General features: G+C 66.1%; 25 protein-coding genes. 8 read left to right on the top strand and 17 right to left on the bottom strand.

From position 1 onward, the window contains the following. Positions 1–393 precede the first annotated feature (393 nt). A complete protein-coding gene (locus BG28_RS02415; RefSeq protein ID WP_152539186.1) occupies positions 394–1,086 on the bottom strand; it encodes a DUF6318 family protein in 693 nt (230 codons plus the stop codon). A 100-nt stretch (positions 1,087–1,186) separates the two neighbouring features. After that, the gene (poxB, locus tag BG28_RS02420; RefSeq protein WP_036473886.1) at positions 1,187–2,902 is read right to left on the bottom strand and encodes a ubiquinone-dependent pyruvate dehydrogenase; all 1,716 of its coding nucleotides are present in this window, start codon (positions 2,900–2,902) and stop codon (positions 1,187–1,189) included. 171 nt (positions 2,903–3,073) lie between these two features. On the opposite strand from poxB, the gene BG28_RS02425 reads away from it, so the two are divergent. Next, entirely contained in the window at positions 3,074–3,706 is a 633-nt protein-coding gene (locus tag BG28_RS02425) for an NUDIX hydrolase (protein ID WP_036473888.1), read from the top strand. A 57-nt stretch (positions 3,707–3,763) separates the two neighbouring features. Here the strand turns inward: BG28_RS02425 and BG28_RS02430 are convergent, their stop codons facing one another. Beyond that, a complete protein-coding gene (locus tag BG28_RS02430) occupies positions 3,764–4,534 on the bottom strand; it encodes an ABC transporter ATP-binding protein (protein WP_084479347.1) in 771 nt (256 codons plus the stop codon). 2 nt (positions 4,535–4,536) lie between these two features. Next, positions 4,537–5,718, bottom strand: coding sequence for an ABC transporter permease (locus tag BG28_RS02435; RefSeq protein ID WP_036473890.1), 1,182 nt, complete (start codon positions 5,716–5,718; stop codon positions 4,537–4,539). A 231-nt stretch (positions 5,719–5,949) separates the two neighbouring features. Between BG28_RS02435 and BG28_RS02440 the strand changes: the two genes are divergently transcribed. The 3 genes from BG28_RS02440 (at position 5,950) to BG28_RS02450 (ending at position 8,876) form a co-directional block, all read left to right on the top strand. After that, a complete protein-coding gene (locus tag BG28_RS02440; RefSeq protein WP_161634783.1) occupies positions 5,950–7,188 on the top strand; it encodes a sensor histidine kinase in 1,239 nt (412 codons plus the stop codon). A 41-nt stretch (positions 7,189–7,229) separates the two neighbouring features. Next, entirely contained in the window at positions 7,230–7,856 is a 627-nt protein-coding gene (locus BG28_RS02445) for a response regulator transcription factor (protein ID WP_036474137.1), read from the top strand. Between the two features lie 87 nt (positions 7,857–7,943). Beyond that, positions 7,944–8,876, top strand: coding sequence for a cation diffusion facilitator family transporter (locus BG28_RS02450; protein WP_036473895.1), 933 nt, complete (start codon positions 7,944–7,946; stop codon positions 8,874–8,876). A gap of 77 nt (positions 8,877–8,953) precedes the next feature. Here the strand turns inward: BG28_RS02450 and BG28_RS02455 are convergent, their stop codons facing one another. The 9 genes from BG28_RS02455 to BG28_RS02495 all read right to left on the bottom strand — a co-directional run bounded on the left by BG28_RS02455 (position 8,954) and on the right by BG28_RS02495 (position 16,838). Further along, complete coding sequence (locus tag BG28_RS02455) at positions 8,954–9,328, bottom strand: hypothetical protein (protein WP_036473897.1); 375 nt, start codon at positions 9,326–9,328, stop codon at positions 8,954–8,956. A gap of 91 nt (positions 9,329–9,419) precedes the next feature. Next, on the bottom strand, positions 9,420–10,370 hold the full coding sequence (locus BG28_RS02460; protein ID WP_036473898.1) for a Ku protein: 951 nt from the start codon (positions 10,368–10,370) through the stop codon (positions 9,420–9,422). A gap of 105 nt (positions 10,371–10,475) precedes the next feature. Beyond that, the gene (locus tag BG28_RS02465) at positions 10,476–11,345 is read right to left on the bottom strand and encodes a M23 family metallopeptidase (RefSeq protein ID WP_051500863.1); all 870 of its coding nucleotides are present in this window, start codon (positions 11,343–11,345) and stop codon (positions 10,476–10,478) included. Further along, entirely contained in the window at positions 11,345–11,878 is a 534-nt protein-coding gene (locus BG28_RS02470; protein ID WP_036474142.1) for a helix-turn-helix transcriptional regulator, read from the bottom strand. Before BG28_RS02470 ends, BG28_RS02465 begins: the two co-directional genes overlap by 1 nt. 272 nt (positions 11,879–12,150) lie before the next feature. Continuing rightward, the gene (locus tag BG28_RS02475) at positions 12,151–12,378 is read right to left on the bottom strand and encodes a hypothetical protein (protein ID WP_036473899.1); all 228 of its coding nucleotides are present in this window, start codon (positions 12,376–12,378) and stop codon (positions 12,151–12,153) included. A 193-nt stretch (positions 12,379–12,571) separates the two neighbouring features. Continuing rightward, on the bottom strand, positions 12,572–14,185 hold the full coding sequence (locus BG28_RS02480; protein ID WP_036473900.1) for an ABC-F family ATP-binding cassette domain-containing protein: 1,614 nt from the start codon (positions 14,183–14,185) through the stop codon (positions 12,572–12,574). Between the two features lie 338 nt (positions 14,186–14,523). Next, a complete protein-coding gene (locus BG28_RS02485; protein ID WP_036473901.1) occupies positions 14,524–15,402 on the bottom strand; it encodes a serine hydrolase in 879 nt (292 codons plus the stop codon). Then, the gene (locus BG28_RS02490) at positions 15,392–16,270 is read right to left on the bottom strand and encodes a serine hydrolase (protein ID WP_036473903.1); all 879 of its coding nucleotides are present in this window, start codon (positions 16,268–16,270) and stop codon (positions 15,392–15,394) included. Before BG28_RS02490 ends, BG28_RS02485 begins: the two co-directional genes overlap by 11 nt. Positions 16,271–16,520: 250 nt before the next feature. Then, positions 16,521–16,838, bottom strand: coding sequence for a hypothetical protein (locus BG28_RS02495; RefSeq protein WP_036473904.1), 318 nt, complete (start codon positions 16,836–16,838; stop codon positions 16,521–16,523). An 86-nt stretch (positions 16,839–16,924) separates the two neighbouring features. Between BG28_RS02495 and BG28_RS02500 the strand changes: the two genes are divergently transcribed. The 3 genes from BG28_RS02500 to BG28_RS02510 all read left to right on the top strand — a co-directional run bounded on the left by BG28_RS02500 (position 16,925) and on the right by BG28_RS02510 (position 18,636). Then, on the top strand, positions 16,925–17,257 hold the full coding sequence (locus BG28_RS02500) for a cupin domain-containing protein (protein ID WP_036473906.1): 333 nt from the start codon (positions 16,925–16,927) through the stop codon (positions 17,255–17,257). Between the two features lie 86 nt (positions 17,258–17,343). After that, positions 17,344–18,042 carry a hypothetical protein gene (locus BG28_RS02505; RefSeq protein WP_036473908.1) on the top strand — a complete coding sequence of 233 codons (699 nt, stop codon included), beginning with the start codon at positions 17,344–17,346 and terminating at the stop codon, positions 18,040–18,042. Positions 18,043–18,174: 132 nt separating this feature from the next. Further along, entirely contained in the window at positions 18,175–18,636 is a 462-nt protein-coding gene (locus BG28_RS02510) for a hypothetical protein (protein ID WP_235180938.1), read from the top strand. 9 nt (positions 18,637–18,645) lie between these two features. Here the strand turns inward: BG28_RS02510 and BG28_RS02515 are convergent, their stop codons facing one another. Both BG28_RS02515 and BG28_RS02520 read right to left on the bottom strand, forming a co-directional pair. After that, positions 18,646–19,386 carry a flavodoxin family protein gene (locus tag BG28_RS02515; RefSeq protein ID WP_036474145.1) on the bottom strand — a complete coding sequence of 247 codons (741 nt, stop codon included), beginning with the start codon at positions 19,384–19,386 and terminating at the stop codon, positions 18,646–18,648. 40 nt (positions 19,387–19,426) lie between these two features. Next, complete coding sequence (locus BG28_RS02520; protein ID WP_200869288.1) at positions 19,427–20,116, bottom strand: methyltransferase domain-containing protein; 690 nt, start codon at positions 20,114–20,116, stop codon at positions 19,427–19,429. A gap of 115 nt (positions 20,117–20,231) precedes the next feature. Between BG28_RS02520 and BG28_RS02525 the strand changes: the two genes are divergently transcribed. Then, on the top strand, positions 20,232–21,659 hold the full coding sequence (locus tag BG28_RS02525) for an NAD(P)/FAD-dependent oxidoreductase (protein ID WP_051500865.1): 1,428 nt from the start codon (positions 20,232–20,234) through the stop codon (positions 21,657–21,659). On the opposite strand, the gene BG28_RS02530 is transcribed toward BG28_RS02525, so the two are convergent. Further along, complete coding sequence (locus BG28_RS02530) at positions 21,644–22,267, bottom strand: CDP-alcohol phosphatidyltransferase family protein (RefSeq protein ID WP_036473913.1); 624 nt, start codon at positions 22,265–22,267, stop codon at positions 21,644–21,646. The two genes, BG28_RS02525 and BG28_RS02530, sit on opposite strands and share 16 nt — an antisense overlap. Continuing rightward, entirely contained in the window at positions 22,260–22,991 is a 732-nt protein-coding gene (locus tag BG28_RS02535) for a TVP38/TMEM64 family protein (protein WP_084479351.1), read from the bottom strand. Before BG28_RS02535 ends, BG28_RS02530 begins: the two co-directional genes overlap by 8 nt. Positions 22,992–23,065: the final 74 nt, after the last annotated feature.

Below are 23,065 nucleotides of genomic sequence, written 5' to 3' on the forward strand. Positions count from 1 at the left end.
GACGCTCTCGACAGTCGATCCTTTCCACGCCAGACGTCCCGGAACACCAAACTGGTATCGGCGGAGCCTGGTCGAAAGCCGAACTCGTTCCGCCACCACCTTGGCCACTGCCGCCGCCACTGCCTGTGTCATTTTCGCTCGGTGTGAATGGCTGATCGTCCTCCACTCGGGACGGGTTTCTGACAGGTCCTTGAATAGGCGCACACGACGATCCACCGACGGTTGCGCTGGGCGGCCCGCCTTGACCCGAGCGATCCCCCCACATGCCAGTGATGCCAGCGCAGGAGCTACTACTCGAGGCTTCGGCCATAGGGGGTGACCTCATCGTGAGAGGCAGGAACGCCAGGGCGAGGATCGCGATCAACACGCTTACCCGCCGGAAGGAAGCCATTATTAGTCGCTCTCGTCGGGGAAAAACGCGACCTCGTCGACCTGCCACGAGTCGCTCCCAAACACGAGGCTCGCTTCTGCCTCTAGATCATCACCTGGGTGGTCCAGCACCTGTTCACCAGACGACTCATATACCTGGGCAGGACTCTCTGAAAGTATGAATAACACGCCAATCTCTCGGTCGTTGGTGATTGAGGATGCGATGGGATCCTGAACCACACTTCTTCCCGCCACGTGCCAAGCGCCCACCGAACTGTAAACCTCTTCAAACTGCTCCGTCGTCCGACCGCAGACGACGCAGTCAGAACTGGACATCGAGTCGAATGGACCAGGGTCCCCCGTGAGCTGCAAGTAAGTGGCCGTGTCGAACCAATACTGCAACGCCGCCAACGCCCCCTCCTCGGTCTCCTCATAGATCTCAGCCGGAATCTCAGGCTCGGGCCAGTTCTGCGCGGGGCCATCCGAGGACGCAGGTACCGGCGTCGGGGCCGGTTCAGGGTCCCCGGTCTCATCCCCGTCACCACCCGGCTGCTCCGGCTCCGAAGCTCCACCCTCCGGTGAGGCCTCCTCCGTGCTCGGCTCAGCATTGGACCCACCGAGTTCAGGTCCGGCATCGTTGCCGCCGCAGGAACTCAGGAGGCACCCGAGAAACAGCACAGCACTCACCACACCAAGCCGACCCGCTGAAGTGTTCATGAACCTGTCCCGTCCATCGCGTCACTGCTGCTGAAGCACACACTAGACAGAACCGCCCCGGCGCAACAGGGCCGGGGCGGTTCTGTGGACGAGCGAAGAATCAGAACAATTGGCGGAAATTCGTCTTCGCGAGGTCGACGAGCTCATCGCCACGGCCGCTGAGCACCGTTCGCACCGCGTAAAGCGTGAAGCCTTTTGCCTGCTCAGCGGTCACGCTTGGTGGCATCGAGAGTTCCTGACGCTCGGTGACGACATCGAGCAGCGCAGGGCCATCGTGCGCGAGAAACTCCTCCACGGCCGCAGGAAGATCCTCAGATTTCTCGACTCGGATCCCCTTGATATCCATCGCCTCGGCCACCTTCGCGAAATTGGGGTTCTTCAGCTCGGTGCCGAAATTGACGATGCCGGCGGCCTTCATCTCCACCTCGACAAAGTTCAGCGAGGAGTTGTTGTAGACCACGGTTTTGACCGGCAGCTCGTTCTGCGTGATGGTCAGGAGCTCACCCATCAGCATCGCCAGCCCACCGTCACCGGCGAGCGCGATCACCTGCTTCTCCGGCTCGGCCATCTGCACCCCGATCCCCTGCGAGATCGCATTCGCCATGGACCCGTGGCTGAACGAGCCGAGCAGCCGACGTCGGCCGTTCATCGTCAGATACCGGCAGGCCCAGACCACCGGGGAACCGACGTCGGGCAAGAAGATCGCGTCGTCGTCGGCGGCGTCGTTGATCAGCTTGGTCAGGTACTGCGGATGGATCGTCCGCTTGGACGGGGTGGCCAGCGCGTCAAGGTCCTTGCGGGTCTTGGCGTAGTGCTTCGTCGCCCCATCGAGGTGTCGGGAGTCCTGATGCACGTCGAGTCTCGGCAGCAGCGCCTCCACGGTGTCCTTGACCGAGCCGACCAGCCCGACATCGACCGGTGTGCGCCGGCCAATCTGGGAGCCGCGGATGTCGACCTGCACGACCTTCGCATGCTCGGGATAGAACTGCTGATACGGCAGATCCGAACCGAGCACCAGCAGGGTCTCGCAGGCGGCCATCGCCCGGTACCCGGAGGAGAACCCGAGCAGCCCGGTCATTCCGACGTCGTAAGGGTTGTCCCACTCCACGTGCTCCTTGCCGCGCAGCGCATGCACGATCGGCGCCTGCAGCCGCTCAGCGATCGCGAGCAGCTCGGAGTGAGCCCCGGCGGTGCCGGCCCCGGCCAGGATCGTCACGCGCTCGCAGGTGTTCAGCGCCTCGGCCGCACGGTCGAGATCCGTCTCGGCCGGGATGACCCGGGAGAGCATCGGCCGGATGCTCTCCGCCTCGGCCTGGACATCGGCGAGCGCCACATCACCGGGGATCACCAGCACGGCGACCCCACGCTTCTCGATGGCCTCGCGCATGGCGATGCGAAGCAGCCGCGGCATCTGGTCTGCGTGGGCGACATGCTCCACATAGACGCTGCACTCGCGGAAGAGCTCCTGCGGGTGGGTCTCCTGGAAATAGGTAGACCCGATCTCCTCACTGGGGATGTGCGCCGCGATCGCGAGCACCGGAGTCCGCGAGCGCTGCGCGTCGAAGAGACCGTTGATCAGGTGCAGGTTGCCCGGTCCGCAGCTGCCCGCGCAGACGGCAAGCTCGCCGGTGACCTGGGATTCGGCGCTGGCGGCGAAGGCGGCGGCCTCCTCGTGCCGGGTGGGCACCCACTCGATGGTCCCCGCCGCACGCAGCGCATCGGTCAGGCCGTTGAGCGAATCCCCGGAGATCCCGTAGATCCGCTCGACTCCGCTGGCGTGCAAGGTATCAACGATGTTCCGTGCAACTGTCGGCATGACGTCCTTCCCGAATGAGTCGCCGCCACCTGTGCACAGGCCACGGCGCGTATCTCCGCAGTCTAGAACTCCAGGACGTATGCGCCTATGGGACATGTCACGCAGGGAACGACGACGGCGGCTCGGCCCCTCGGCCGGTGCGCCCGCGACAGCCCCACGTAGGCTGGCCCCATGCCGATCCACGACTCCCCCGCCGAGCACCCCATCCTCGAGGCCAAGTCGCTGCAGTCGACCCCGATCTATGACCTGGTCGAAGAGACCTTCAGCTTCGGGCGGGCCGGGGAGACCCTGACCCGCGCGTTCCTCAAGCACCTCAGTGCCGTGGCCGTGCTTGCGATCGACGAGCAGGACCGAGTGCTGCTGATCCGGCAGTATCGCCACCCGCTGCGCCAGAACATGTGGGAGATTCCGGCCGGACTGCTCGACGCCGAGGGGGAGCCGATGCTCGACGCCGCAGCCCGAGAGCTCCATGAGGAAGCCGATATCAGCGCCGCCACCTGGCACACCCTGGCGGACTTTCACACGAGCCCCGGCGCCTCCAACGAAGCCATCCGGATCTACCTCGCCTCAGGGATCACGGAGACCCCAGAACATGAGCAGCACGCACGGGAGGGCGAGGAGGCCGAGATTCAGAAGGCGTGGGTCCCGCTGACCGAGGCCGTGCAGGCGGTGCTCACCGGTCAGATCCGCAACCCCAGCGCGGTGACCGGCATCCTGGCGCTGCATGCAGTCAGGACCGGCGCCGGAGAGCTCCGCGAGTCGCGCGCACCCTGGACTGACCACCCCCGCGGTATCAAGCCCTAGCCCTTTACCCGCAGCGCGCCGAGTGGAACGAACGCCTCGATCGGCTCGAGGGTTACATCACGATGGAGTGATCACCGGTTCAGGCTCCAGGCGCCCATCGCGCATGCTGATGGACCGGTCTGTCAGCGCTGCCAGCTCAGCGTCGTGGGTGACGACGAGCGTTGCAGTGTGGAAGTCTCGCGTAGTGGCCAGCAGCAGCTCCATGATGGAGAGCGCCCGTTCGTGGTCCAGAGCGGAAGTCGGTTCGTCCACCAGCAGCACCGCAGGGTCACCCATCAGGGCCCGAGCGATATTGACCCGCTGGCGTTGACCGCCGGAGAGCTGGTGGGGACGCCGGTTCCCCTCTGAACCCAATCCCACCAAGTCCAGAAGCTCCGCAGACCGTGTTGCTGCGGCCTTCAGCCGCTTGCCCCGACTCCCCCGCAGATGCGCCGTGAGCACGAGCTGTTCCAGCGCGGTGAGACTGGGCAGCAGGTTCGGCTGTTGGAAGATGGTCCCGATCCGGTCCCGGCGCAGTGCCGCGAGCTCCCGTTCGGGCAGCCCGGTCAGTTCCCGACCAGCGATATGAACAGACCCGGAGGTGGGTCGGCTGAGGCCTGCGGCGACGGCGAGCAGTGACGATTTCCCGGAACCTGAGGGGCCGACCAGGCCCGTGATGGTTCCAGCCTCGGCACAGAAGCTGACTGAATCGAGAGCCTTCAGGGCACGAGTCGTGCCGTCCTGATCGACTCCGTCCGGGTACGTCAGGGTCACGGAGTCGAGCTGCAGGGCCATGGGGCCACCCGGAACCTGAGTCATCGGGGCGAATGAGGTGTGGATCGAAGTCATGGTCAGTTCCCTCCAAGGGCGAGCAGCGGATCGACGCGGGCGACGCGCCGGGTGGTCAGCACGGCACCTGCCACGCCGAGAGCGAAGACACCAACAACAGGGGTGGCGACCGTCAGGGGTGTCAGCACGAATGGCACCGCGCCGCCGATGAGCAGTCCTGCCGCCCAGGCGGCGAGCCCGCCGGCGAGAGCACCGAGCGAGACCACGATGGCGGCCTGGGTGAGTGCGTCGCGGACCAGATAACCGCGGGAGGATCCCAGTGCGCGCAGCACCGCGAGATCACGGGTGCGCTGAATGGTCCATACGGTGAGAAAAGACACGACCACCAGCGCGGATATTCCATAGAGGAAAGCCTGCATCATCAACAATGAGCCACGCTCTGACTGATAGGCCGGCAGGGCGTTGAAGGCTCCCCGCGTATCGGTGGAGACTGTGCCAGCCTGGTCGTTGACCCTGTCAAAGGTCTCGGGGGAGAGATCGTGGGCGGGGGAGAGATCGTCCGCTGCGGTGCGTCCGGATGCCTCGGGAGTGGCGGCAGCCGGCACCGCGAGAACTGTCGCCACCGTGTCCTCGCTGAGATGAGCGATGCTCCCGAAGTCGTGGACTGCGGCCCAGACCACCGGGACGTGACTGTAGAACGCGTCATCGACCACCCCGGCAACGGTGAACTCACCGGAGGACAGACGGACGCTGTCCCCCGGCGCCACGCCCAGGTCCTCCGCGATCACGGAGCTGAGGATGACCTCGCCTTCACGTGGGTGCGGCTGACCTTGGATCACGTCCAGCTCACGGGCCAGCGCGGTGTCCTCTTCCACGCCGAAGACCGCGACCGACGTCGCCGTGGGGGTCGAGGCGTTCTCCGCGGCAGCGCTGCTGGTCTCAGCTCGGGTCTGCGTCACACCCAGCCGCTCCACGGCACCTCCACCCAGAGCCTCCTGCCAGATGTCCAGCTCCGCGGCGGTGATGCCCGATTCGGTGAAGGAGGGATCACCATCTGGGGCCGCGGGCGTGCTGAAGATGACGTGTGCAGCGTCCAGTCTCTCCAGGGCGGAGGTGTTCTGCTGGCCGAGACCGTTGGTCAGGCCTGTCAGCAACACCAACAACATGGTGATCAGGCCGACGACTCCGCCGATCAGCGCGAAACGCCCCTTGGCGAAGATGATGTCCCGGCGGGATAGATACATTGCGACTCCAGAGAGCAGGTGGTGGGAGATGATCGTGCTTTCAACGATCCTGGAATCGGTGCCCTCAGGGATGGTGGGAACGGCTGATCCAGCAGGTCCGTTCGGTGGAGGTCAGGCTCAACCGAATGGTTGGTCCGGCAAGGAATCCCGCTCGGTACGATGAGAGAAGTGGAGAGCCACGGCCCACGAGCGTCGTCCATTGTCGTGGAGCAGCCAAGGAGGGCATCGTTGGTGGGAGAGGTCTCCACGCCCGATATTCTGCGGGGTCTGAGAATCAGCCTGCACGTCAGTTTCGCCGCCCTGCTGCTCATCGGAGTGCTGCGCGTCGTCGTCGGCATCCGTTCTGCCTATGGGGGCGAAGGACTCATCGTCTCGCTCAGCATTCTTCTGGCGGGCATCTACCTGCTGGGAACCAGCTGGGAAAGCAGCTTCTCCCAGGGCCGGACGACCCGCAGTCCCCGGCGCTTCGTGCTGCCGTGGTTGGGCGCGGTCACCCTGGTGTGGGCGGGGCTGACGCTGGCCAGTCCCGATTTCTCCTGGGTGGCGTTTCCGCTCTTCTTCATCTACCTGGTCATCCTGCCGACCAGGCCCGCGATAGTGAGCATCGCGGGGCTCACCGCGGTGGTGATCGTGGCCCAGTTCTTGCACGCACCCTCCGGGGATATCCATCTGGCCATGGTGATCGGGCCATCCCTGGGCGCTGCCTTTGCGGTGGTCATGGGCTTCGCCTACCGGGCCCTGTACCGGGACAGCGAACGTCATCTGCGGACCATCCGTCAGCTGGAAGCGGCTCGCCTGGAGCTTGCGGAGCAGGAACAAGAGGTGGGGCGCGCAGGCGAACGCGAGCGCCTGGCCCGCGAGATCCACGACACTCTCGCGCAGGGACTGTCATCGATCGTGCTGATGAGCCGCGCCGTGCGTAAGGCGTGGGAGCAGCACGACCCGGCCAGGGCCGGTGAACGCCTCGCCGTGATTGAACAGACGGCGGCAGAGAACCTTGCTGAAGCCCGACGTTTCGTGCGGGATCTGAGCTCCCCTGTCCTGGACTCCGACCTCCCCACCGCCCTCCGCGAGGTGGCCGCCCGGACTGCCGATCGGGCGCACGCAGAGGGACAAGACCTGCAGTGCAGTTTCCGAAGCGAGGGCGAGCTGCCTGATCTGCCGCTGAACCACCGTGCGGTGTTGCTGCGGGCAGCCCAGTCGCTGTTGGGCAACGTGGTCGCCCACGCGCGTGCCCGCACGGCGGTGGTCACCCTGCAGGTCTGGCCCGATGCGGTCTCGCTGGACGTGGTCGACGACGGTATCGGCTTCGTCGACGACGACGCCCGGGCCGGACCACAAGACGCCCACAGCTACGGACTGGAAAAACTCGCAGCCCGCGCTCAGGAGCTCCGCGGCGCACTGACCATCGAGTCGACTCGGGGCAGCGGCACTGCGGTGAACATCCGACTTCCCCTGGAGGGGCCATGACACCCGGATCGCTGGCACCTGATGCACGGACACCGGAACCGATGACACAGGTTCGCGTCCTGCTCGTAGACGACCACCCCGTGGTCAGGGCAGGGGTGAAGGCGCTGCTGGAGAGCTCAGGCAGGCTGCGCCTCACCGCCGAGGCTGGCACCGGCGAGGCGGCGCTGGAGATCCTCGCGGCATCCGCACGGGAGGTGGACGTGGTGGTGATGGACCTGCAGATGGGGGCAGGCATGAACGGAGTCGAAGCCACCCGGAGGATCACCCAGGAGCATGACCTCCCGGTGCTGATACTGACGACCTTCGACACTCAGGCGGACATCGTGGCCGCCATGGCTGCCGGCGCGATCGGCTACCTGCTCAAGGATGCGCCCTCGGAGACCGTGCAGCATGCGGTGCTGGATGCCGCTGCGCGGAAACCGGTGCTGTCACCCTCCGTCACCGCACGGATGATGAAGCGTATCGCCTCTCCTTCGACGGCACTGACGCCGCGTGAGATCGAGATCCTGCAGCAGCTCGCCACCGGAGCCACCAATCGAGATCTGGCCCGGGTCCTCTTCATCTCGGAGGCCACTGTCAAGACGCATCTGGTCCACATCTACGAGAAGCTCGGCGTGGAGAACCGCACGCAGGCCGTCGATCAGGCCCGCGCGCAGCGCATCATCTGACGTGGCCCTTGCTAAGCTGGCTCCGCTTTGACGCGATCAGCAGCCCTCTCCTCGGGTCTACCTCACATCTGAAAGGGCTTCAACGCCGTGCGTACGGAACAACAGGCGCTCAAGGTCTCCCTGCTGGGAGTCCTGATCGTCTCTGCGCTGGGGATCGGATTCGGCGTCGTCTCCGGATCGTTCGCCATCCTCTTCGATGGTGTCTTCTCGCTGGTCGATGCGGTGATGTCGGTCGTCTCGATCACCCTTGCGGGGCTCATCGCGAAGTCAGCATCTAATGCGCTCTCGAAAAGAACACATGATCGATTCACCATGGGTTTCTGGCATTTCGAGCCGATCGTCTTAGCGGTGAACGCCCTGCTGATGATGTCGGTGGCCTCCTACGCACTTTTCCAGGCGATATCGGCTCTGCTGACGGGTGGCCGTGATGTCGAGTTCGGTCCCGCCGTGGTCTACGCCGTCGTCGTCGTTGTGTTGACCATCGCCATCGGGTCCATCGAGCATCGCGCGAACAAGAAGATCGGCTCAGCTCTGGTGGCGATGGATGTGAAGGGTTGGCTCATGGCCGGAGGGGTGACCGGCGCTCTGCTTGTGGCCTTCTTGATCGGCATGCTGATCGAGGACACCGACGCGGAATGGGCGATGCCTTATGTCGATCCAGCGGTACTGGCAATCGTGGCTCTGATCCTGCTTCCACTGCCGTTCTCCACATTGCGCAGGGCCCTGGCCGAGATCTCCCTGGTGACTCCACCCGAGCTCAAGAAACAGGCCGAGGGAGCGGCCCAGGATGTCACCGAGACAGAAGGCTTCACCGACTATCGGGTCTACGCCTCGCAGCAGGGACGCGCTCGCACGATCGACGTCGTCTTCTACGTACCCACAGAGATGGGGATGCGCTCCCTGGAGGACTGGGATCGGATCCGTGACTCGACTCGCGCGCAGCTGGACGGGGAGGATCCGCATAGTTGGATCACGGTCTCCTTCACGACGAAGACACCACCTCCGCAGCCGCAGCCCTGAAAACGCCCTCCCGCGCTGCCTGATCGAGCCAGACGCGGTGAAGCGCAAGACACGAGCGGAACGGCCCGGGGAGATCCCTAGAGGAAGCCTGGCACGAGGACCGCCACCAGGACGTTGCCGGTGGCGAGGATGCCCGCGGCGTGGGTCAGCTTCTGGCTGGCAACCTGATTGTCTCGACGCGACTTGCCTGCGGCGATCTCCAAGGTCGCGACCACTGCGAGTGAGACGAGCAGCTTGATTCCGATCTTGAGGTGGTTCACATCGCCGCCGCCCCAGATATCGGCAGCCTCGCCCAAGGCGACGATCAGCAGGCCGCTGAGCAGCAGGATGCGGGCACCCCAGACCATGACCGGCCAGGGTCGTGGCTTGCGGAGGACCACGAAGTATCCTCCGATGACTGTCGCCATCGCGAACAGGTGGGCCAGGACGCTGAGGTCGTAGATGATATCCATGCCTCTAGCCTAGGTAGTGCTCCGGAAGCTCAGACCCGCCAAGTGTCAACCGTATGGTTGATTTTCACGGCGGTGACTCTCCGGATCCCGCTCAGCTCGCCTTCTTCTCGCTGGACCCACCGCTGGAGGATGAACTCTTCGCGGATCCACCCTTGGAGGACCCCTTCGAAGCCCCGCCCTTCGCGGAATTCTTCGATCCCGAGCCCTTGGCTGCCTTCTCCTTCGTGCCGCCGGACTCCCCCGACCCCTTTCCGGAGCTCTTGCGCCGGGAATCCACGGACTGCTTCAGCGCTTCCATGAGGACGATGACGTTGCCGTCGCCGTCGTCCTCATCCTCGAGGTTGCCGAAGGTCGCCTCGGTGTCGATGTTCTCACCGTGGGCGAGCTTCTCCTCCACCAGGGTGTGCAGCTGGTCCTGGTACTCGTCCTTGAACCGCTCCGGATCGAAGTCCTCGGCGTAGGAGTCCACCAGCGAGCTGGCCATCTCTTGTTCCTTCTTGGTCAGCCGCGACTTGGGGATCTCGAACTCAGGTTCGCGCAGCTCATCGGCCCAGCGCAGCCCCTGCAGCACGATCACGTCATCGCGCACCCGCAGCACCCCGAGCCGGGTCTTCGAGCGCAGCGTGAACGTCACGATGGCCACCCGCGAGGACTCCTCCAGGGTCCGGCGCAGCAGCACATAGGCTTTCGCGGACTTCCCCGAAGGCTCCAGGTAGTAGGACTTGTCCAGCACCATGGAGTCGATCTGCTCCTCGGGCACGAACTGCTCCACCGCGATCTCCTTAGAGTCATCCGCAGGCAGCTCGCCAAGCTCCTCCTTGGTCAGGATCACCGAGGACTCCCCGGAGTCATAGGCCTTGTCGATGTCCTTATAGTCGACCTTCTCGCCGCAGACCTCGCAGTGCCGCTCGTAGCGGATCCGACCGCCGTCGTCCTCATGGACCTGATGCAGAGACAGATCATGGCTCCGGGTGGCCGAATACAGCTTGATCGGCACCGTCACCAGCCCGAAAGACACGTCGCCAGACCAGATCGCCCGCATGGGTCACTCCTGTCGTTGTTCCTGAGGGTCATTCCTCATTGCCGTTGTCTCATGACATCACAGCCACCTGAGTCAACCTCCATGACGTTGGCCGCGTGCTCCGGATCAGGCCTCGAAGATCTCCCCATTGCGGGGCATGGACCGGATCGCGTTCGGCTCGGGCTCCTTCGCGATGTCTTCGAGGGACGGTTCGATCTCGCCGGCCCGCTGGATGTTCTCCCAGGTCAGGGTCAGCCCGGCCGCCACATTGGGGTTCATGCGGTCCATCAGATGCACGTGGAGGTGCGGCTCTGAGGAGTTCCCGGTGTTGCCGACCTCCCCGAGCTGCTCCCCCGCGCTCACCCGCTGCCCGACCTCCAGGAGCACACTCCCCTGCCGCAAGTGGGCATAGACCGCTGCGGTGCCGTCGTCGTGCGCAACGATCACGTGATTGCCGAGGATCGCACCCCGCCCGGCGACCGACCGGAGCATGCCCTCGAGGGCCATCATGTAGATCAGGCCCTGCCAGGTGTTCCTGGCCCGGTGATCGCGCACACGAGACAGTGTCCCGGCGACGACGCCGGGCGCCATCGAATACACCTGCGCCCCGAAGCACGGATACTCCTCTGGGCGCGAGTTCCGCCAGGCCTTCCGGACCTTGGCCGGTGTCTCGGGGGTGCTCGGCTGCAGGAGATCGATAGCGGCGTACTGCCCGAGGAACCTGGATCCATGGCTCGGCAGCTGCTGACCTGGCGAATTCAGGGCGGCCCAACGACCACGGACCGGCGCGGCCATCACATGGGGTTCATGCTCCGCCGCCTTCGGGTGAACAGCCATGAGCACCACGCCCAGGGCGATCGCCGCGATCACCACCAGAGACGGGACGGCTTCGATGAAGCTCGGCACGGCGCCGAAGAGTGAGAGGACACCCAGCGTCGCACCGAAGAAGACCGGCACCAGCCAGAGCGGCTTCAGGCGTGAGATGGTCCTCCGCATCAGCGATCCACTCCCAGCAGGATGACCAGCAGCGGGACGATCCGCGCCGGCGGCACCTCGTAGCGCCCGGAACCCAGGGCGGTGACCCATCCGGCGGCGACCAGCTGGCGCAGGTGGTGGTAAACCTGCCCGGTGGTGCCGAAGTCCCCGGCATCACGGATCTCTTCGACGGTGGAAGCGTCCGTGAGCAGCCGCTGGATCAGCTGCAGCCGAACCGGGTGCGCCACTGCTGAGAGCCGCTCTGCTCGCGAGGCGAAGTCGGTGGCAAACATCTCCTGCACCGAGCCCTGAATCTGCCACTGCGCGTGATGCCCCTTCGGCACCGTGACCGCGCCGGTCATCAGCACGGCGCCGGCTGCATCCTGCATGCGCTGCTTGAGTCCGTCCAGCGCCCAGAAGACCTCGTCCTGGTCAGCGGCCGACGGCGGAGGCGTGGGTGACTGCGGAGGCGTGGGTGACTCGAGGGCGGCAAGCCGCAGCTCGACCTCCGCGAGGCGGTCGTTCAGTTCCCGGAAGGCGTGGTCATCGGTCATGATCACAGGCTAACGGAATCACGTTATTACGTAAACACCCACAGAGCATGTAAATCCGTGATGCGGTCTCTATTCGACACTCGCTGGATGGGCAGTCTGCAGAGTTCTGGCCACGTCATTCAGAGGTCACTCCGAACCAAGTCGCTCAATCCATGGATTGAGGCGCGGTCAGCGCCTGTTCTGCCGAGGCGTTTCGAGGCGAGTCAAAGGTCATCCACACAGAGCGGGGTGCCGCCGATGATCGGCAGCACCCCGCTCAGGAAACCTCAGATTCAGCGCTTCTTGCCCTTGTTCTCATACTGCGAGAGCGCAAGGCCCAGCCCGAAGAAGGTGGGGGCCCAGTGGCCCACGAAGATGCCCCAGCGGTCGGCCTGTGGCTTGGAATCATCCTTCTTGAAGCGGGACGCGGTCCAGCTTCCGAAGGACAGGGCTACAGAGGCCAATGCGGCGTTGTAGGCGTACTCTGAACGAAAACCGAGATTATGCAGTGTGGCCAGCATGTGACTCCTCACATCGAATCATTGTCAGTACCCGAAAGAATGTGGCACCTGACTAGAACCTATGGGTGGCGCCTGGTGATTCCATGGTGATTGCCTGCGCAGGGGCTCCGTGCTCCCCGCCGTTCAGCGAGCTCAGGGCACACGAGCCACTCTGCGCAGGACCAGGATTGTCGGTGTCAGCGGTGGAATCTCTCTACTCGGGCTCGGTCCGCAGACTCAGGCCACCGACGTCGTCGATCTCGATCACGGCGTCGAGATCCAGCTGCGCCAGGAACCCAACGTCGTGGCTCACGACGAGCAGCGCCCCGCGATAGGCGCCCAACGCCTCGGCCAGTTGTTCCACGCTGGCGATATCGAGGTTGTTCGTGGGCTCATCGAGGATCAGCAGCTGCGCCGGCGGTTCTGCCAGCAACAGCCCCGCGAGGCTGACTCGGAAGCGCTCTCCCCCGGACAGGCTGGAGACGGGGCGGTCCACCACGGAGCCGCGCAGCAGCAGTCGAGCCAGTTGATTGCGGATCTCGCCGGCCGGCAAGGACGGGGCCGCCAGTTGCACGTTCTCCAGCGCCGAGCCTGATTCATCAAGGTCATCCGAACGCTGCGGCAGGTATCCCACCCGGTCGGTCAACAGCTCACCGGTGATCCCACCCCCAGAAACTCCTGAATCAGATCCGCCGCGCACCAGGTGCTCGAGCAGGGTCGTCTTCCCCGAACCGTTGGGTCCGGTCAGCGCGACACGCTCCGGGCCCTGCAGGATGATGCTGCGGGACCCGTCCCGAAGCTCGGCGATCCGGCGGCTGCGCGGCACCGCAGGGTCCGGCAGCGTGAGGTGGATGTGCTCCTCGTCCCTGACCTTGGCATCCGAGGCGTCTACTGCAGCCTGGGCGGCCTGAACCTTGCCCTCGTGGGTGGCGCGCATGGCACCCGCCGAGACCTGTGCCTTGCTCGCGCGGTTCCCCGCCAGGATCTTCGGGATCCCCCCGCTGGCCTGGGTCCGCTTACCGGCCCGCTCCCGGCGGGCATTCTTGGTCTCCGCCTCGATGCGCTGCTTCTTCTCGGTCTTGAGCGCCTGCTGGGCGGTCCGCGCTGCTTGAACCGCCGCGGCCTGCTGCTGCGCGAGGTGCTCGCTGAACTGGCTGTAGGGGCCCCCGAAAACCTCGAGCCGGCCGGCGTGGAGCTCCGCGGTGGAGTCCATGTGCTCGAGCAGCTCGAGGTCGTGACTGATCACCACCAACGTGCCCGGCCAGTCGTCCACGAACTCAGCGAGCTGGGCTCGCGTGCGGCGATCCAGGTTGTTGGTCGGTTCGTCGAGCAGCGTGACCGGGGTCCTGCGCAGCCGCAGCCCGGTGACGGCGATGAGCATCGCTTCACCACCGGAGACCTCAGTGACCGGACGCTGCAGATCAGCCACGGAGAATCCGATCCGCTGGAGCGCCTCCTCGGCTCGGGACTCGATGTCCCAGTCATCGCCCACGTCCTCGAAGTGCCGGACGGCCGCGTCGCCCGCCTCTATCGCGTGCAGCGCCCTCAGGGTGGGCTCGATCCCGAGCAGCCCGGCCACGGTCCTGCCGTGACCGAGCGTGAGCGTCTGGGCAAGGTAGCCCACGTCGCCGATGGTGCTGATGTGACCCGCTGTTGGAGTCAGCTCTCCGGCGATGAGCCGAAACAACGTGGACTTGCCGGTGCCGTTGCGCCCGATCAGTCCGGTCCGACCGGTGGTCATGGTCCCGTTGAGCTGCTCCAGGACGGACGTGCCGTCGGGCCATTCGAAGGAGAGGTCGTGCAGGGTGATGGCTGAGGGTGCTGGCATGGGATGAAGTCCTTCGATCCTCGCCCGGGATGCGGGCGGATGCGGGCGGATGCGGGCGGATGCGGGCGGATGCGCTGAAAATGGTTCCTCCGGGCGCTGGAACTCGCTGCGGCGGAGGGCATAGTCCCGGACGTGCGGACCACTCACGAAGCGGTGCCGGAGAACGGCGATCGCAGAAGAATGAAGTGGGAAGCTGCCACCGGCGGCGCGGGAACGCGCTCTGGCCGGCGGCCACCGAACGTCAGGTGGCTAGGCGTTGTCGACTTCGGTATCCATGAGTTCAAGCTACCAGCCAGCTGCCGGTGAGCGCCTCCTGCTGACGCGGAATTCCGTGAGGGTCAGTTCCGGGTGGAAAGGTACGCCGCCAGGCCTAAAGTGCCCAGCACGGCCGAGACATCCCGTGGAGAGTGGGCACCAGCCGACGACGGCGGCAGGTGGGCCGCCACATGCACCCACTCCCCTGCCTGATTGGGCAGGGAGAGCACGGAGCTGTATCCGCGCTGCGCGCCGGCCGCGGTGAGCTCGAAGCCCGAGAGGGTCTGATGCCGGACCCGGCGGGGTCCGTAGCCGGGCAGGGCCGAGGCGAGACCGGCAGGTTCGAAGACCTTGCCCATCCAGCCGTGGAGCAGCTGCCGGGCCTCAGAGGAAGCTCCCCCAGCCACCGCTGGATCATCCTCTGGGTCCTCTGGGGTCCCGAGGGAGCGCAGCAGCTGACACGTTGAGGCGGCGGTGGCGGACCCCAGCAGGCCCTCACCCCAGGACTCACCGGATTCGAGCCCGGACAGCTGCACCGCATCGAGCCGGAGCGAGCTCGTGAGACTCCCGGCCTCGGAGAGCAGGTCGACGCCTTCGGCGGCCGCGAAGTCCAGCAGTGCGCGCACGCAGGCGCCGTCGCCGGTGGAGAGGACCAGGTTCACCGCGTCCTCCACGCTGAGCTGCAGCTCTCCGGACATCAGTCGCAGGGTGCCCGTGCGGGCTCCGGCGCGGTGGTCCTTGGAGACCGTGAGGGAACGTTCCAGGAACCCTTCGTCGCTCTGGCCCAGATGGGCCAGGGTGAGCCCGAGGAGGAGTTTTCCGATGCCGCCGAGGTCATGCGCCTCATCCGCCCGGGACCCTGCAGTCACCCCGGAAGGCCCGGCGTCACCGACCGCGAACTGCAGCTGCGGATACGCCGCCGCGCATTCCTCGAGAGTCAACATCCGCACCTCAGCGACCACGGGCCCACTCCTGAACGGCCAGTCCCAGCTCGGCGAACAGATCGAAGACCCCCACCCGTCCGGGGACACCGGAGGGCAGCTGCGTCGGGATGTTCTCGGCGTAGGCCGCGACCGCCGCCAGCGGAGCCCCGGTGTCGGCGAGCGCCAGTCCCACCTGGGAGAGGCTGCGCAGTCCTCGCCCGTTCTTCTCCGCGAACCGGATCTGCGTGCAGGCCACTCCCAGTGCAGGCGTGAAGAGTCCGAGCATGGCGTCCCGGGCGAACGCGCACAGCTCCACCGAGAGCATCAGCTGGGCGGCGGCGGTGTCATCCACGCAACCGCGTCCCAGCTTCTCCAGCAGTCGGGACTGATCCCGCGCCGTCGTCGTGGTGAGGGTGTCCAAAGAGTGACTCCAGGTCAGGTCGCCGGTGCGGGGGAAGATCTCGCGGTGCAAGGTGGCGTGCAGGCCCATCCAGGCGCAGTAGTCATTGACCCATTGCAGCGGGTCCGGGCGAACCGAGCCGATGGCGGCGAAGACCAGCTGGGTGCAGATGTTGTCCGAGGTGCTCATCATCTGGAGCAGGGAGTCGCGCAGGCTCAGCGAGATCCCGGCGGAGAGGTTGCGCATGATCCCGGCCTGGACGCCGTCCTTCATCTCCTCGGTGATCACCGAACGGTCCTCCAGGCTGAGCTCGCCGGTCTCGACCAATGCCAGGCAGGCCAGGAGCACGCTGACCTTGCGGGTGCTGAAGGACGCGACGGCACGGGTGGCGTCCTGACCGATCACCTCACCGGTGCCTACTGGACGGATCTCCCAGGAGAGCGCGAAGGGCTGATCTGCGGCCAGACGGGTGACCTCAGTCTCGAGGTGCTGCAAGGATTGCTTCACAAGACTCCTCGTCACCAGGCCGGTCGGACAGATCCAGCATAATCGCGGCTCCCGATTGCGAGGCGTGCCCGTCCGAAACGGGCGAGGCCTCGCACTGGTCGAGGAACAGAATCGGATGCGACTCCACGCCGGTGTGTCCAGGAGTGAGACGCTCCCCCACCTGGCCGCAGGTGAGGACGCCCCTTCATGGTCGATCCCAGGCGATGCGCCTCCTGCAGGAGGCCCTGCAAAAACAACTGCCAGCAACTACTCAGATGTCGTCCTCGTAGGCAGGTCCGCCCTCGCTCTCCCAGCGGCCCAGCTGGCGGGCCTTGGAGGAGTTGTACTTGCGCCGCACCCCATAGCCGCCCTGATCATCCTCGTCGAAGAAGACAGCACCGAACCCTTCCAGGGCAACACGCAGCTTCTTCTTGGCTTCGAGGTCCAGTCCGCATCCGCGGTGCTCGAAGTCGCGGACCCGTGCGGGTTCGAGGGTGGCCGCTTCACTCACCTCATCGACGGAGACCTGGGTGAGCGCACGTGCTGCCCGGGCCAGGTCGGGGGTCAGCGGGGCCAGGTATCGTTTCATCTTCCCAGTGTGTCAAACCCCACACTTTTCGGGAATGGTCGCCAGAACGGCATCTCAGTCACCCCTCAGAGATCGGAACGAACACCATGCAGAAGACCTCGCTGATCGCATTGTCACGGCATGAACTCGAGCAGGCCCGCGAAGCCTCTAGCGGCAGGAGCGCGAAGACGGTCTTCGGCGGACACGAGCATCAGCTGCGGCAGACCGTCATCGCACTGCGTGCAGGTGAGGAGCTCTCCGAGCACGAGAACCCGGGGGAAGCCACTCTGCAGGTGTTAGAAGGCCGGGTCTTGCTGAAGTCCGGGGAGGCGTCCTGGAACGGATCGCCGGGAGATCTCCTCACCATCCCCGACGGACTGCATTCGCTGGACGCGGTCGAGGACTCCGTCATCATGCTCACGGTGGTCAAGCTGCGCTGAGCGAAGCCGCCCCAAAGATCCCCCTGAACCGCCTAGGCGTCCGGCCGGTGGGGCATGCGGACCGCTGGGCGCATTAGGGTTGGAGCATGATCAACGAAGACGCACGACTGCCCCAGGACATCCTGCACGAACTGCCCGGCTCCAACGCGGTGATGAAGCACGGTGTCGCTGTCGACGCCGCCCGCTGGCGCGCCGAACTCTCCAAGCGCGGCCTTCCCGAACTGACCGGGATGCTCCGCAGCCTGGATAAGGTCTCGCTGACCCGCCGCGACGTGTTCGAGATCGGTGACCGCGAGCGCACGGCCGAGAACGCCTTCCAGCTCTTCTACTATTCGCTGTCCTGGGGTCTCGGACCCAAGGTTCCGCGTCTGCACCACCGCCTGGACAACTTCGCCTCCCACCGCGAGGAAGCCTCCGAGCTGCTTGTCTCCGCATGGAACGCAGCCCGCAGCGAAGAGTTCGCCAAGGATGCCTTCAGCATCCTGACCACCGAGGACGGCGCAGGCCGGATCCCGTGGTTCGGCCCCGCGTTCTCCACGAAGTTCCTCTACTTCGCCCAGGGCGCGGCCGCGCAGCCGAAGCTCCTCAGCCTGGATCGCGACATCGCCGCGAACCTCGCCCGCGACGCCTGGCCCGATGCCACCACCGACGTCTGGGTCCCCGAGGTCTACGAGCAGTACTGCACCCTGCTGACCGAATGGGCCGATGAGGCCTCCCAGGACTCCTCCGTGGACCGAACGGTCCGCGCCGATGAGATCGAACTGGCGATCACCCGCCGGGCATAAGACACTCCGCAGGAAACGCCACACGGCGGGCGCCATCCAGGCGCCCGCCGTGTGTGTCCTGGATCACAGAATTACCCGACAAGCCGTTCTAGATTGAGGTCATAGGTTCTCACCTCAAGAAAGGACGATCCGATGTCTGCTCCCACTGCAGCACACGGAACACCAAGCACCGCAAGGCCCACCAGCTCGATGGGACAGATGGTCTCTGCCGGGATCCTAGGCGGCCTTGCGGGCGGGCTCCTCTTCGGAGCCCTCATGGCCATGATGGGCATGTTGCCGATGATCGCGTCCCTGGTCGGAAGCAGCTCGGCTGGAGTGGGCTTCGGCGTACACCTCGTCATCTCGGTCGTCATCGCATTGGGCCTGGTGGTGCTTCTCGGTCACGCGTTCTCGAGCTACGGCCGCGGAGCACTCATCGGCCTGATCTACGGCGCTCTCTGGTGGGTCTTGGGCCCGCTGCTGATCATGCCCCTGATGATGGGGATGCCGGTATTCGTCCTCGACGCGACAGCGCTGTGGAGCCTGATGGGCCACCTCATCTACGGCCTCATCCTCGGCGTGGTCGTCGTCGCGGTCCTGAATCGGCGCAGGTAGAGGCCCGGCTCATCGGTACTCGGGGTTGGGATCCAGATCGGGGTCCCGCCCCGCGGCGCGCCACTGCTCCGGGACATTGCCCCAGGCAGGAATTCCACCCGCCCGGCGGAGCATCATAGCCATATGCATCAGGTTCCAGGCCATGAATGTGGTGTTGCGATTGGTGAAGTCGCTCTCCGGTCCACCGGACCCCTCGTCCAGATAGCTGGGGCCTGGGCCGATCGGACCGATCCACCCCGCGTCCGCAGCGGGCGGGATCGTCACCCCGATGTGTTGGAGGCTGTAGAGGATGTTCATGGCACAGTGCTTCACCCCATCCTCGTTGCCGGTCACCAGTGCTCCGCTGACCTTGCCGTAGTAGATGTACTGACCGGCGTCGTTGGTCAGTCCTGACATCGCGTAGAGGCGTTCGATCACCTGTTTGGTGACCGAGCTGTTGTCCCCGAGCCAGATGGGTCCGGCCACCACGATGATGTCGGCCGCCTTCACCCGTTCGAACAGCTCTGGCCATGCGTCGCGTTCCCACCCGTGCTCTGTCATATCTGGGTAGACCCCGGTGGCGATCGGATGGTCGATGGGGCGGATGATCTCCACCTGCACTCCCTGCCGGCGCATCAGGCCGGCGCTGAGCTCGACAAGTCCTGAGGTGTGACTCAGTTCGGGGCTGCGTTTGAGGGTGCAGTTGAAGAAGACCGCCTTCAATCCCGAGAATCCGCTGTCCCCGTCCGGGGCCTCCTGGTATCCGCTCATGGTGACCACTCCTCTTTCCTCCGGTTCAAGGCCTCGTGGATCAGCGCGGCTTGCTGCCCACGCGGACCTGTAGGTGCCCGCCCCGAGCCGAGGCGGAACGGACATCCGCGGAATCGCGTTCCAGCGCCTTCCACGGATGCGCATCGATGTCTGCTCCACCCAGCCAACAGGCGGTCCGCGCCAGAGGCGTCAGCAGTGCGCTGGGTCCCGTCGGTCGCTGCATGTCCAGCACCCCCAACCGGCCTCGCGTCACCGTCAGCTGCTGCATGGTCTCCCAGGCGTTCTCCCACTGCTGCATGAGCGAGAGCGCGTAGGTCGCCAGCGTGACCTCGGAGAACGGGCGCCCTCCGTCCCGTGTCACCTCGACGGAGATCTGCTCGGCACTGAACGCGGTGGCATCGGCCTGGATCAGGATCACGTTCTCCCAACCGTGGCGCACCGCCCTTCTTCGGGCCTGGGCGAGCATCTGGGCGCTGCGGTCCACGCCGACGATGATCCCGCCGGGACCCACCCGATCCTGCACGAGCGGAAAGTTCATCCCCGTGCCACACCCGATGTCGAGCACCTGGTCTCCCGTCCGGAACCCGAGCAGCTCGACCAGCCGTTCGCGGCCCGCACCGTAGACGGGGTACTCGGCGGAGAGCAGATCGTACAGGGGCGCGAAGGCCGTATATTTCTCGATGGTCGCGCTCCTTCCACACGGGCGATCTCCGGGCAGCTCCCCGTCGATCTCTTCTGACCTTACTCATCTCGAAGCTGGAGGAAAGTGTCTTGGTTTACAGATCGCCCAGTTCGACGCCCGTAGGCTGAGCTGGTCTCATCCGATCTGCACGAAGGACCCCTCCATGGATCAGCCCATCGACCTGTTGGTCCTCGGTGGCGGGACCGCAGGAATCGTGGGCGCCAAGACCGCCGCCCGGCTGGGCGCACGGACCGTGCTCGTCGAGGCGCACCGCACCGGAGGCGACTGCCTCTGGACCGGGTGCGTCCCCTCGAAGACCCTCCTCTCGGCCGCTGCGCAGGCATCCCGGGTGCGCACCAGCGGCGGCTCGGAACCTGATTTTCCACGGGTGCGGGAACGGATCAGCACGGCCATCGAGACCATCGAGCCGGAGGACTCACCGGAAGCTCTCGAGCGCTCCGGCGTGACCGTTCTGCACGGAAGCGCGCGGTTCACGGGACCGGGCGAGGCCGAGATCGACGGCCGGCTCCTCCGCTTCCGCCGAGCTCTCATCGCCACCGGCAGCTCTCCCGCCGTCCCGCAGATCCCTGGCCTGGGGCAGGCGCAGACCGTCACCTCGGACACCATCTGGGAGCTGACCGACCTGCCCGCCCGGCTCCTGGTCCTCGGTGGCGGGCCGATCGCCTGTGAGCTGGGGCAGGCCTTCGCCCGGCTCGGGTCTGAGGTGACGCTGCTGGCCCGTTCAGGGCTGCTGCCCAAAGAAGACCGGGACGCGGCAAGCCTGGTCCAGGCGAGTCTTCAACGTGACGGGGTGACCGTGTTCGACGACGACGAGGCGCGCCTGATCAGCCGGGGTGCGGCTGGTTCGCTGGTCACCACCACGGCAGGACGCGAGCTCGAGGCAGAGGTGATCCTGGTGGCCACCGGCAGGACCCCGCGCACCGCCTCCCTGGGCCTGGAGCACCTCGACGTGGAGCTGGACTCCTCCGGGCAGGTGCTCGTGGATGACACCATGCGCACCTCGAACAGCTCGATCTGGGCCGCCGGAGATGTCACCACGCACCCGAAGTTCACCCACCTGGCCGGGGCCTACGCCAGCACCGCCGCCTCCAACGCCGTCCTCGGACTTCGGCGACGGGTCAGCACCACCGTCCCGCGCATCACCTACACCTCCCCGGAGGTCGCCGCGGTCGGTCTCACAGACGCCGACGGCCCCGGGATTAACACCTCGACCGTCTTCCTTGAAAACACCGACCGCGCGGTGACCGAAGGAGAACGTGAGGGTTTCGTGCGTCTGGTGATCGGCCGGCGCGGCCGGATCCTCGGCGGGACCATCGTGGGCCCGCGGGCAGGCGAGTCCCTCGGCGAGCTGAGCCTCGCCGTCGCCAGTAAGCTGACCACCCGTCAGCTCGCCGGCGTCACCCACGCCTATCCCACCTACAACGATGCGCTGTGGAACGCGGCGGTCGCCCATGCGCGTCAGGGGCTGGACTCCCCCGTGGTCAAGACGCTCACCGGCACGCTGGCCGCCGTCACCCGATACCGGGACCAGAACCGGAGCCGGCGCTCCCGGGCTCAGCGCAGCGCGTGAAATCCCGCGACGATGCGCTGGGCCGCGCTCAGGCACACCAGCAGCGCCCACACCGCGGCGATATAGGCGGCCGCGGCGGGGAAGATCAGCCACAGGCTGTGCACCAGAACCGTCTCACCGCCCTCCGCCAGGCCGCCCAGGAAGGAGAGCGAGCGCCCGTCGTCGAGCGTTCTGCCCTGCTTCTCCGCGATGGAGGAGAACGACAGGAAAGCGCCGCCGTTGATGTAGTAGGCGAAGAGCACCATCAGAAACGGCAGCCAGGGTGCGTCGAAGGCCGCGTTCGCGCCGATCGCCACGCCGATCACCGTCGCCCCATAGACGATGAAGTCCGCGCAGATATCGAAGAAGCCGCCCTGCCCGGAGGCCGGCGATGACCCCAGCGCACGACGCCGCGCCAGCGGCCCATCCAGGCCGTCAGCCAGTCGGCAGAGCAGCCACATGAGCAGCGCCGGGATCCACAGCTGGGTCGCAGCCAGCGCCGCGCTGGCCAGGCCCGCCACCAGGTTCAATGCGGTGAGTCGGTTCGGGGTCACCGCGGGCACGTCGAGCCATCGCGCGGCCGCGTCCAGTGCGGGGCCAAGGCTGGAGCGCAGCCGTGCATCAAACATCTGCTCGGCCTCGTCTTCCGCGGGCCCGGACCATGTAGGCGATCGCTGCCAGGGTCAGCAGACCCAGCACCGCGAAGGCGACTTCGGCCTGCAGGCCCGGCTGGAAGCCATAGGCGCCCAGCGCGAGGTAGCTGGCAGTGCCGGGGATCATGCCCACCAGCGTGCCCAGCAGGTACGGCCACCAGCCCAGGGCGGTCAGCCCGGCCGAGTAGTTGATCGCGGTGAAGGGCAGCACGGGCACGAGCCTGACCCCAACCACGGCAAGGAAGCCGTGGCGCAGCAGGACCTCCTCGACCTTGGCGACGCGGGTCCCGGTGAAGCGTTCCACGGCTTCCCGGCCCAGGGCTCGGCCGAGCCAGAACGCCGCGGCGGCGCCCACCATGGCGGCGCTGTAGACGATCAGCAGCCCTGGTCCGAACCCGAAGAGCACGCCTGCCCCGATGGAGAGCACGTTCTTCGGCACCGGCGCCAACGTCAGGGCTGCGTAGGCGGCGCCGAAACCGAGGGGCCCCCACCAGCCTGCCTCCGCCACGCCTGCCCGCATCTGCTCCACACTCGGGATCGGCAGTGCCAGCGCGGCCACGGTGAAGAGCACCAAAGCGATCAGCAGGACCAGCGCCTTCAGCACGGCTTTCCTGTCTCGCCTTCCGGCCGCAGGAGGCTCCTCGCGTGGTTCAGGGACACCAGGCTCGGGGCCCTCACCCTGCATCCCCTGCGCCCCCATCTCATTCACCCCATGACCCTACGTGAACCCGTACCCCAGACCCGCCTATCCCAGACCCGCCTACCCCACACCCG

It is taken from the genome of Nesterenkonia sp. AN1, assembly GCF_000582475.1.
Classification (GTDB): Bacteria; Actinomycetota; Actinomycetes; order Actinomycetales; family Micrococcaceae; genus Nesterenkonia; species Nesterenkonia aurantiaca.

What these genes read in the sequence shown, in the direction of transcription:
- BG28_RS02415 (WP_152539186.1), bottom strand. Translation starts at nt 1,086, where the DNA reads ATGAACACTTCAGCGGGTCGGCTTGGTGTGGTGAGTGCTGTGCTGTTT.
- poxB (WP_036473886.1), bottom strand. Translation starts at nt 2,902, where the DNA reads ATGCCGACAGTTGCACGGAACATCGTTGATACCTTGCACGCCAGCGGA.
- BG28_RS02425 (WP_036473888.1), top strand. Translation starts at nt 3,074, where the DNA reads ATGCCGATCCACGACTCCCCCGCCGAGCACCCCATCCTCGAGGCCAAG.
- BG28_RS02430 (WP_084479347.1), bottom strand. Translation starts at nt 4,534, where the DNA reads ATGACTTCGATCCACACCTCATTCGCCCCGATGACTCAGGTTCCGGGT.
- BG28_RS02435 (WP_036473890.1), bottom strand. Translation starts at nt 5,718, where the DNA reads ATGTATCTATCCCGCCGGGACATCATCTTCGCCAAGGGGCGTTTCGCG.
- BG28_RS02445 (WP_036474137.1), top strand. Translation starts at nt 7,230, where the DNA reads ATGACACAGGTTCGCGTCCTGCTCGTAGACGACCACCCCGTGGTCAGG.
- BG28_RS02455 (WP_036473897.1), bottom strand. Translation starts at nt 9,328, where the DNA reads ATGGATATCATCTACGACCTCAGCGTCCTGGCCCACCTGTTCGCGATG.
- BG28_RS02460 (WP_036473898.1), bottom strand. Translation starts at nt 10,370, where the DNA reads ATGCGGGCGATCTGGTCTGGCGACGTGTCTTTCGGGCTGGTGACGGTG.
- BG28_RS02465 (WP_051500863.1), bottom strand. Translation starts at nt 11,345, where the DNA reads ATGCGGAGGACCATCTCACGCCTGAAGCCGCTCTGGCTGGTGCCGGTC.
- BG28_RS02470 (WP_036474142.1), bottom strand. Translation starts at nt 11,878, where the DNA reads ATGACCGATGACCACGCCTTCCGGGAACTGAACGACCGCCTCGCGGAG.
- BG28_RS02475 (WP_036473899.1), bottom strand. Translation starts at nt 12,378, where the DNA reads ATGCTGGCCACACTGCATAATCTCGGTTTTCGTTCAGAGTACGCCTAC.
- BG28_RS02480 (WP_036473900.1), bottom strand. Translation starts at nt 14,185, where the DNA reads ATGCCAGCACCCTCAGCCATCACCCTGCACGACCTCTCCTTCGAATGG.
- BG28_RS02495 (WP_036473904.1), bottom strand. Translation starts at nt 16,838, where the DNA reads ATGAAACGATACCTGGCCCCGCTGACCCCCGACCTGGCCCGGGCAGCA.
- BG28_RS02500 (WP_036473906.1), top strand. Translation starts at nt 16,925, where the DNA reads ATGCAGAAGACCTCGCTGATCGCATTGTCACGGCATGAACTCGAGCAG.
- BG28_RS02505 (WP_036473908.1), top strand. Translation starts at nt 17,344, where the DNA reads ATGATCAACGAAGACGCACGACTGCCCCAGGACATCCTGCACGAACTG.
- BG28_RS02510 (WP_235180938.1), top strand. Translation starts at nt 18,175, where the DNA reads ATGTCTGCTCCCACTGCAGCACACGGAACACCAAGCACCGCAAGGCCC.
- BG28_RS02515 (WP_036474145.1), bottom strand. Translation starts at nt 19,386, where the DNA reads ATGAGCGGATACCAGGAGGCCCCGGACGGGGACAGCGGATTCTCGGGA.
- BG28_RS02525 (WP_051500865.1), top strand. Translation starts at nt 20,232, where the DNA reads ATGGATCAGCCCATCGACCTGTTGGTCCTCGGTGGCGGGACCGCAGGA.
- BG28_RS02530 (WP_036473913.1), bottom strand. Translation starts at nt 22,267, where the DNA reads ATGTTTGATGCACGGCTGCGCTCCAGCCTTGGCCCCGCACTGGACGCG.
- BG28_RS02535 (WP_084479351.1), bottom strand. Translation starts at nt 22,991, where the DNA reads ATGGGGGCGCAGGGGATGCAGGGTGAGGGCCCCGAGCCTGGTGTCCCT.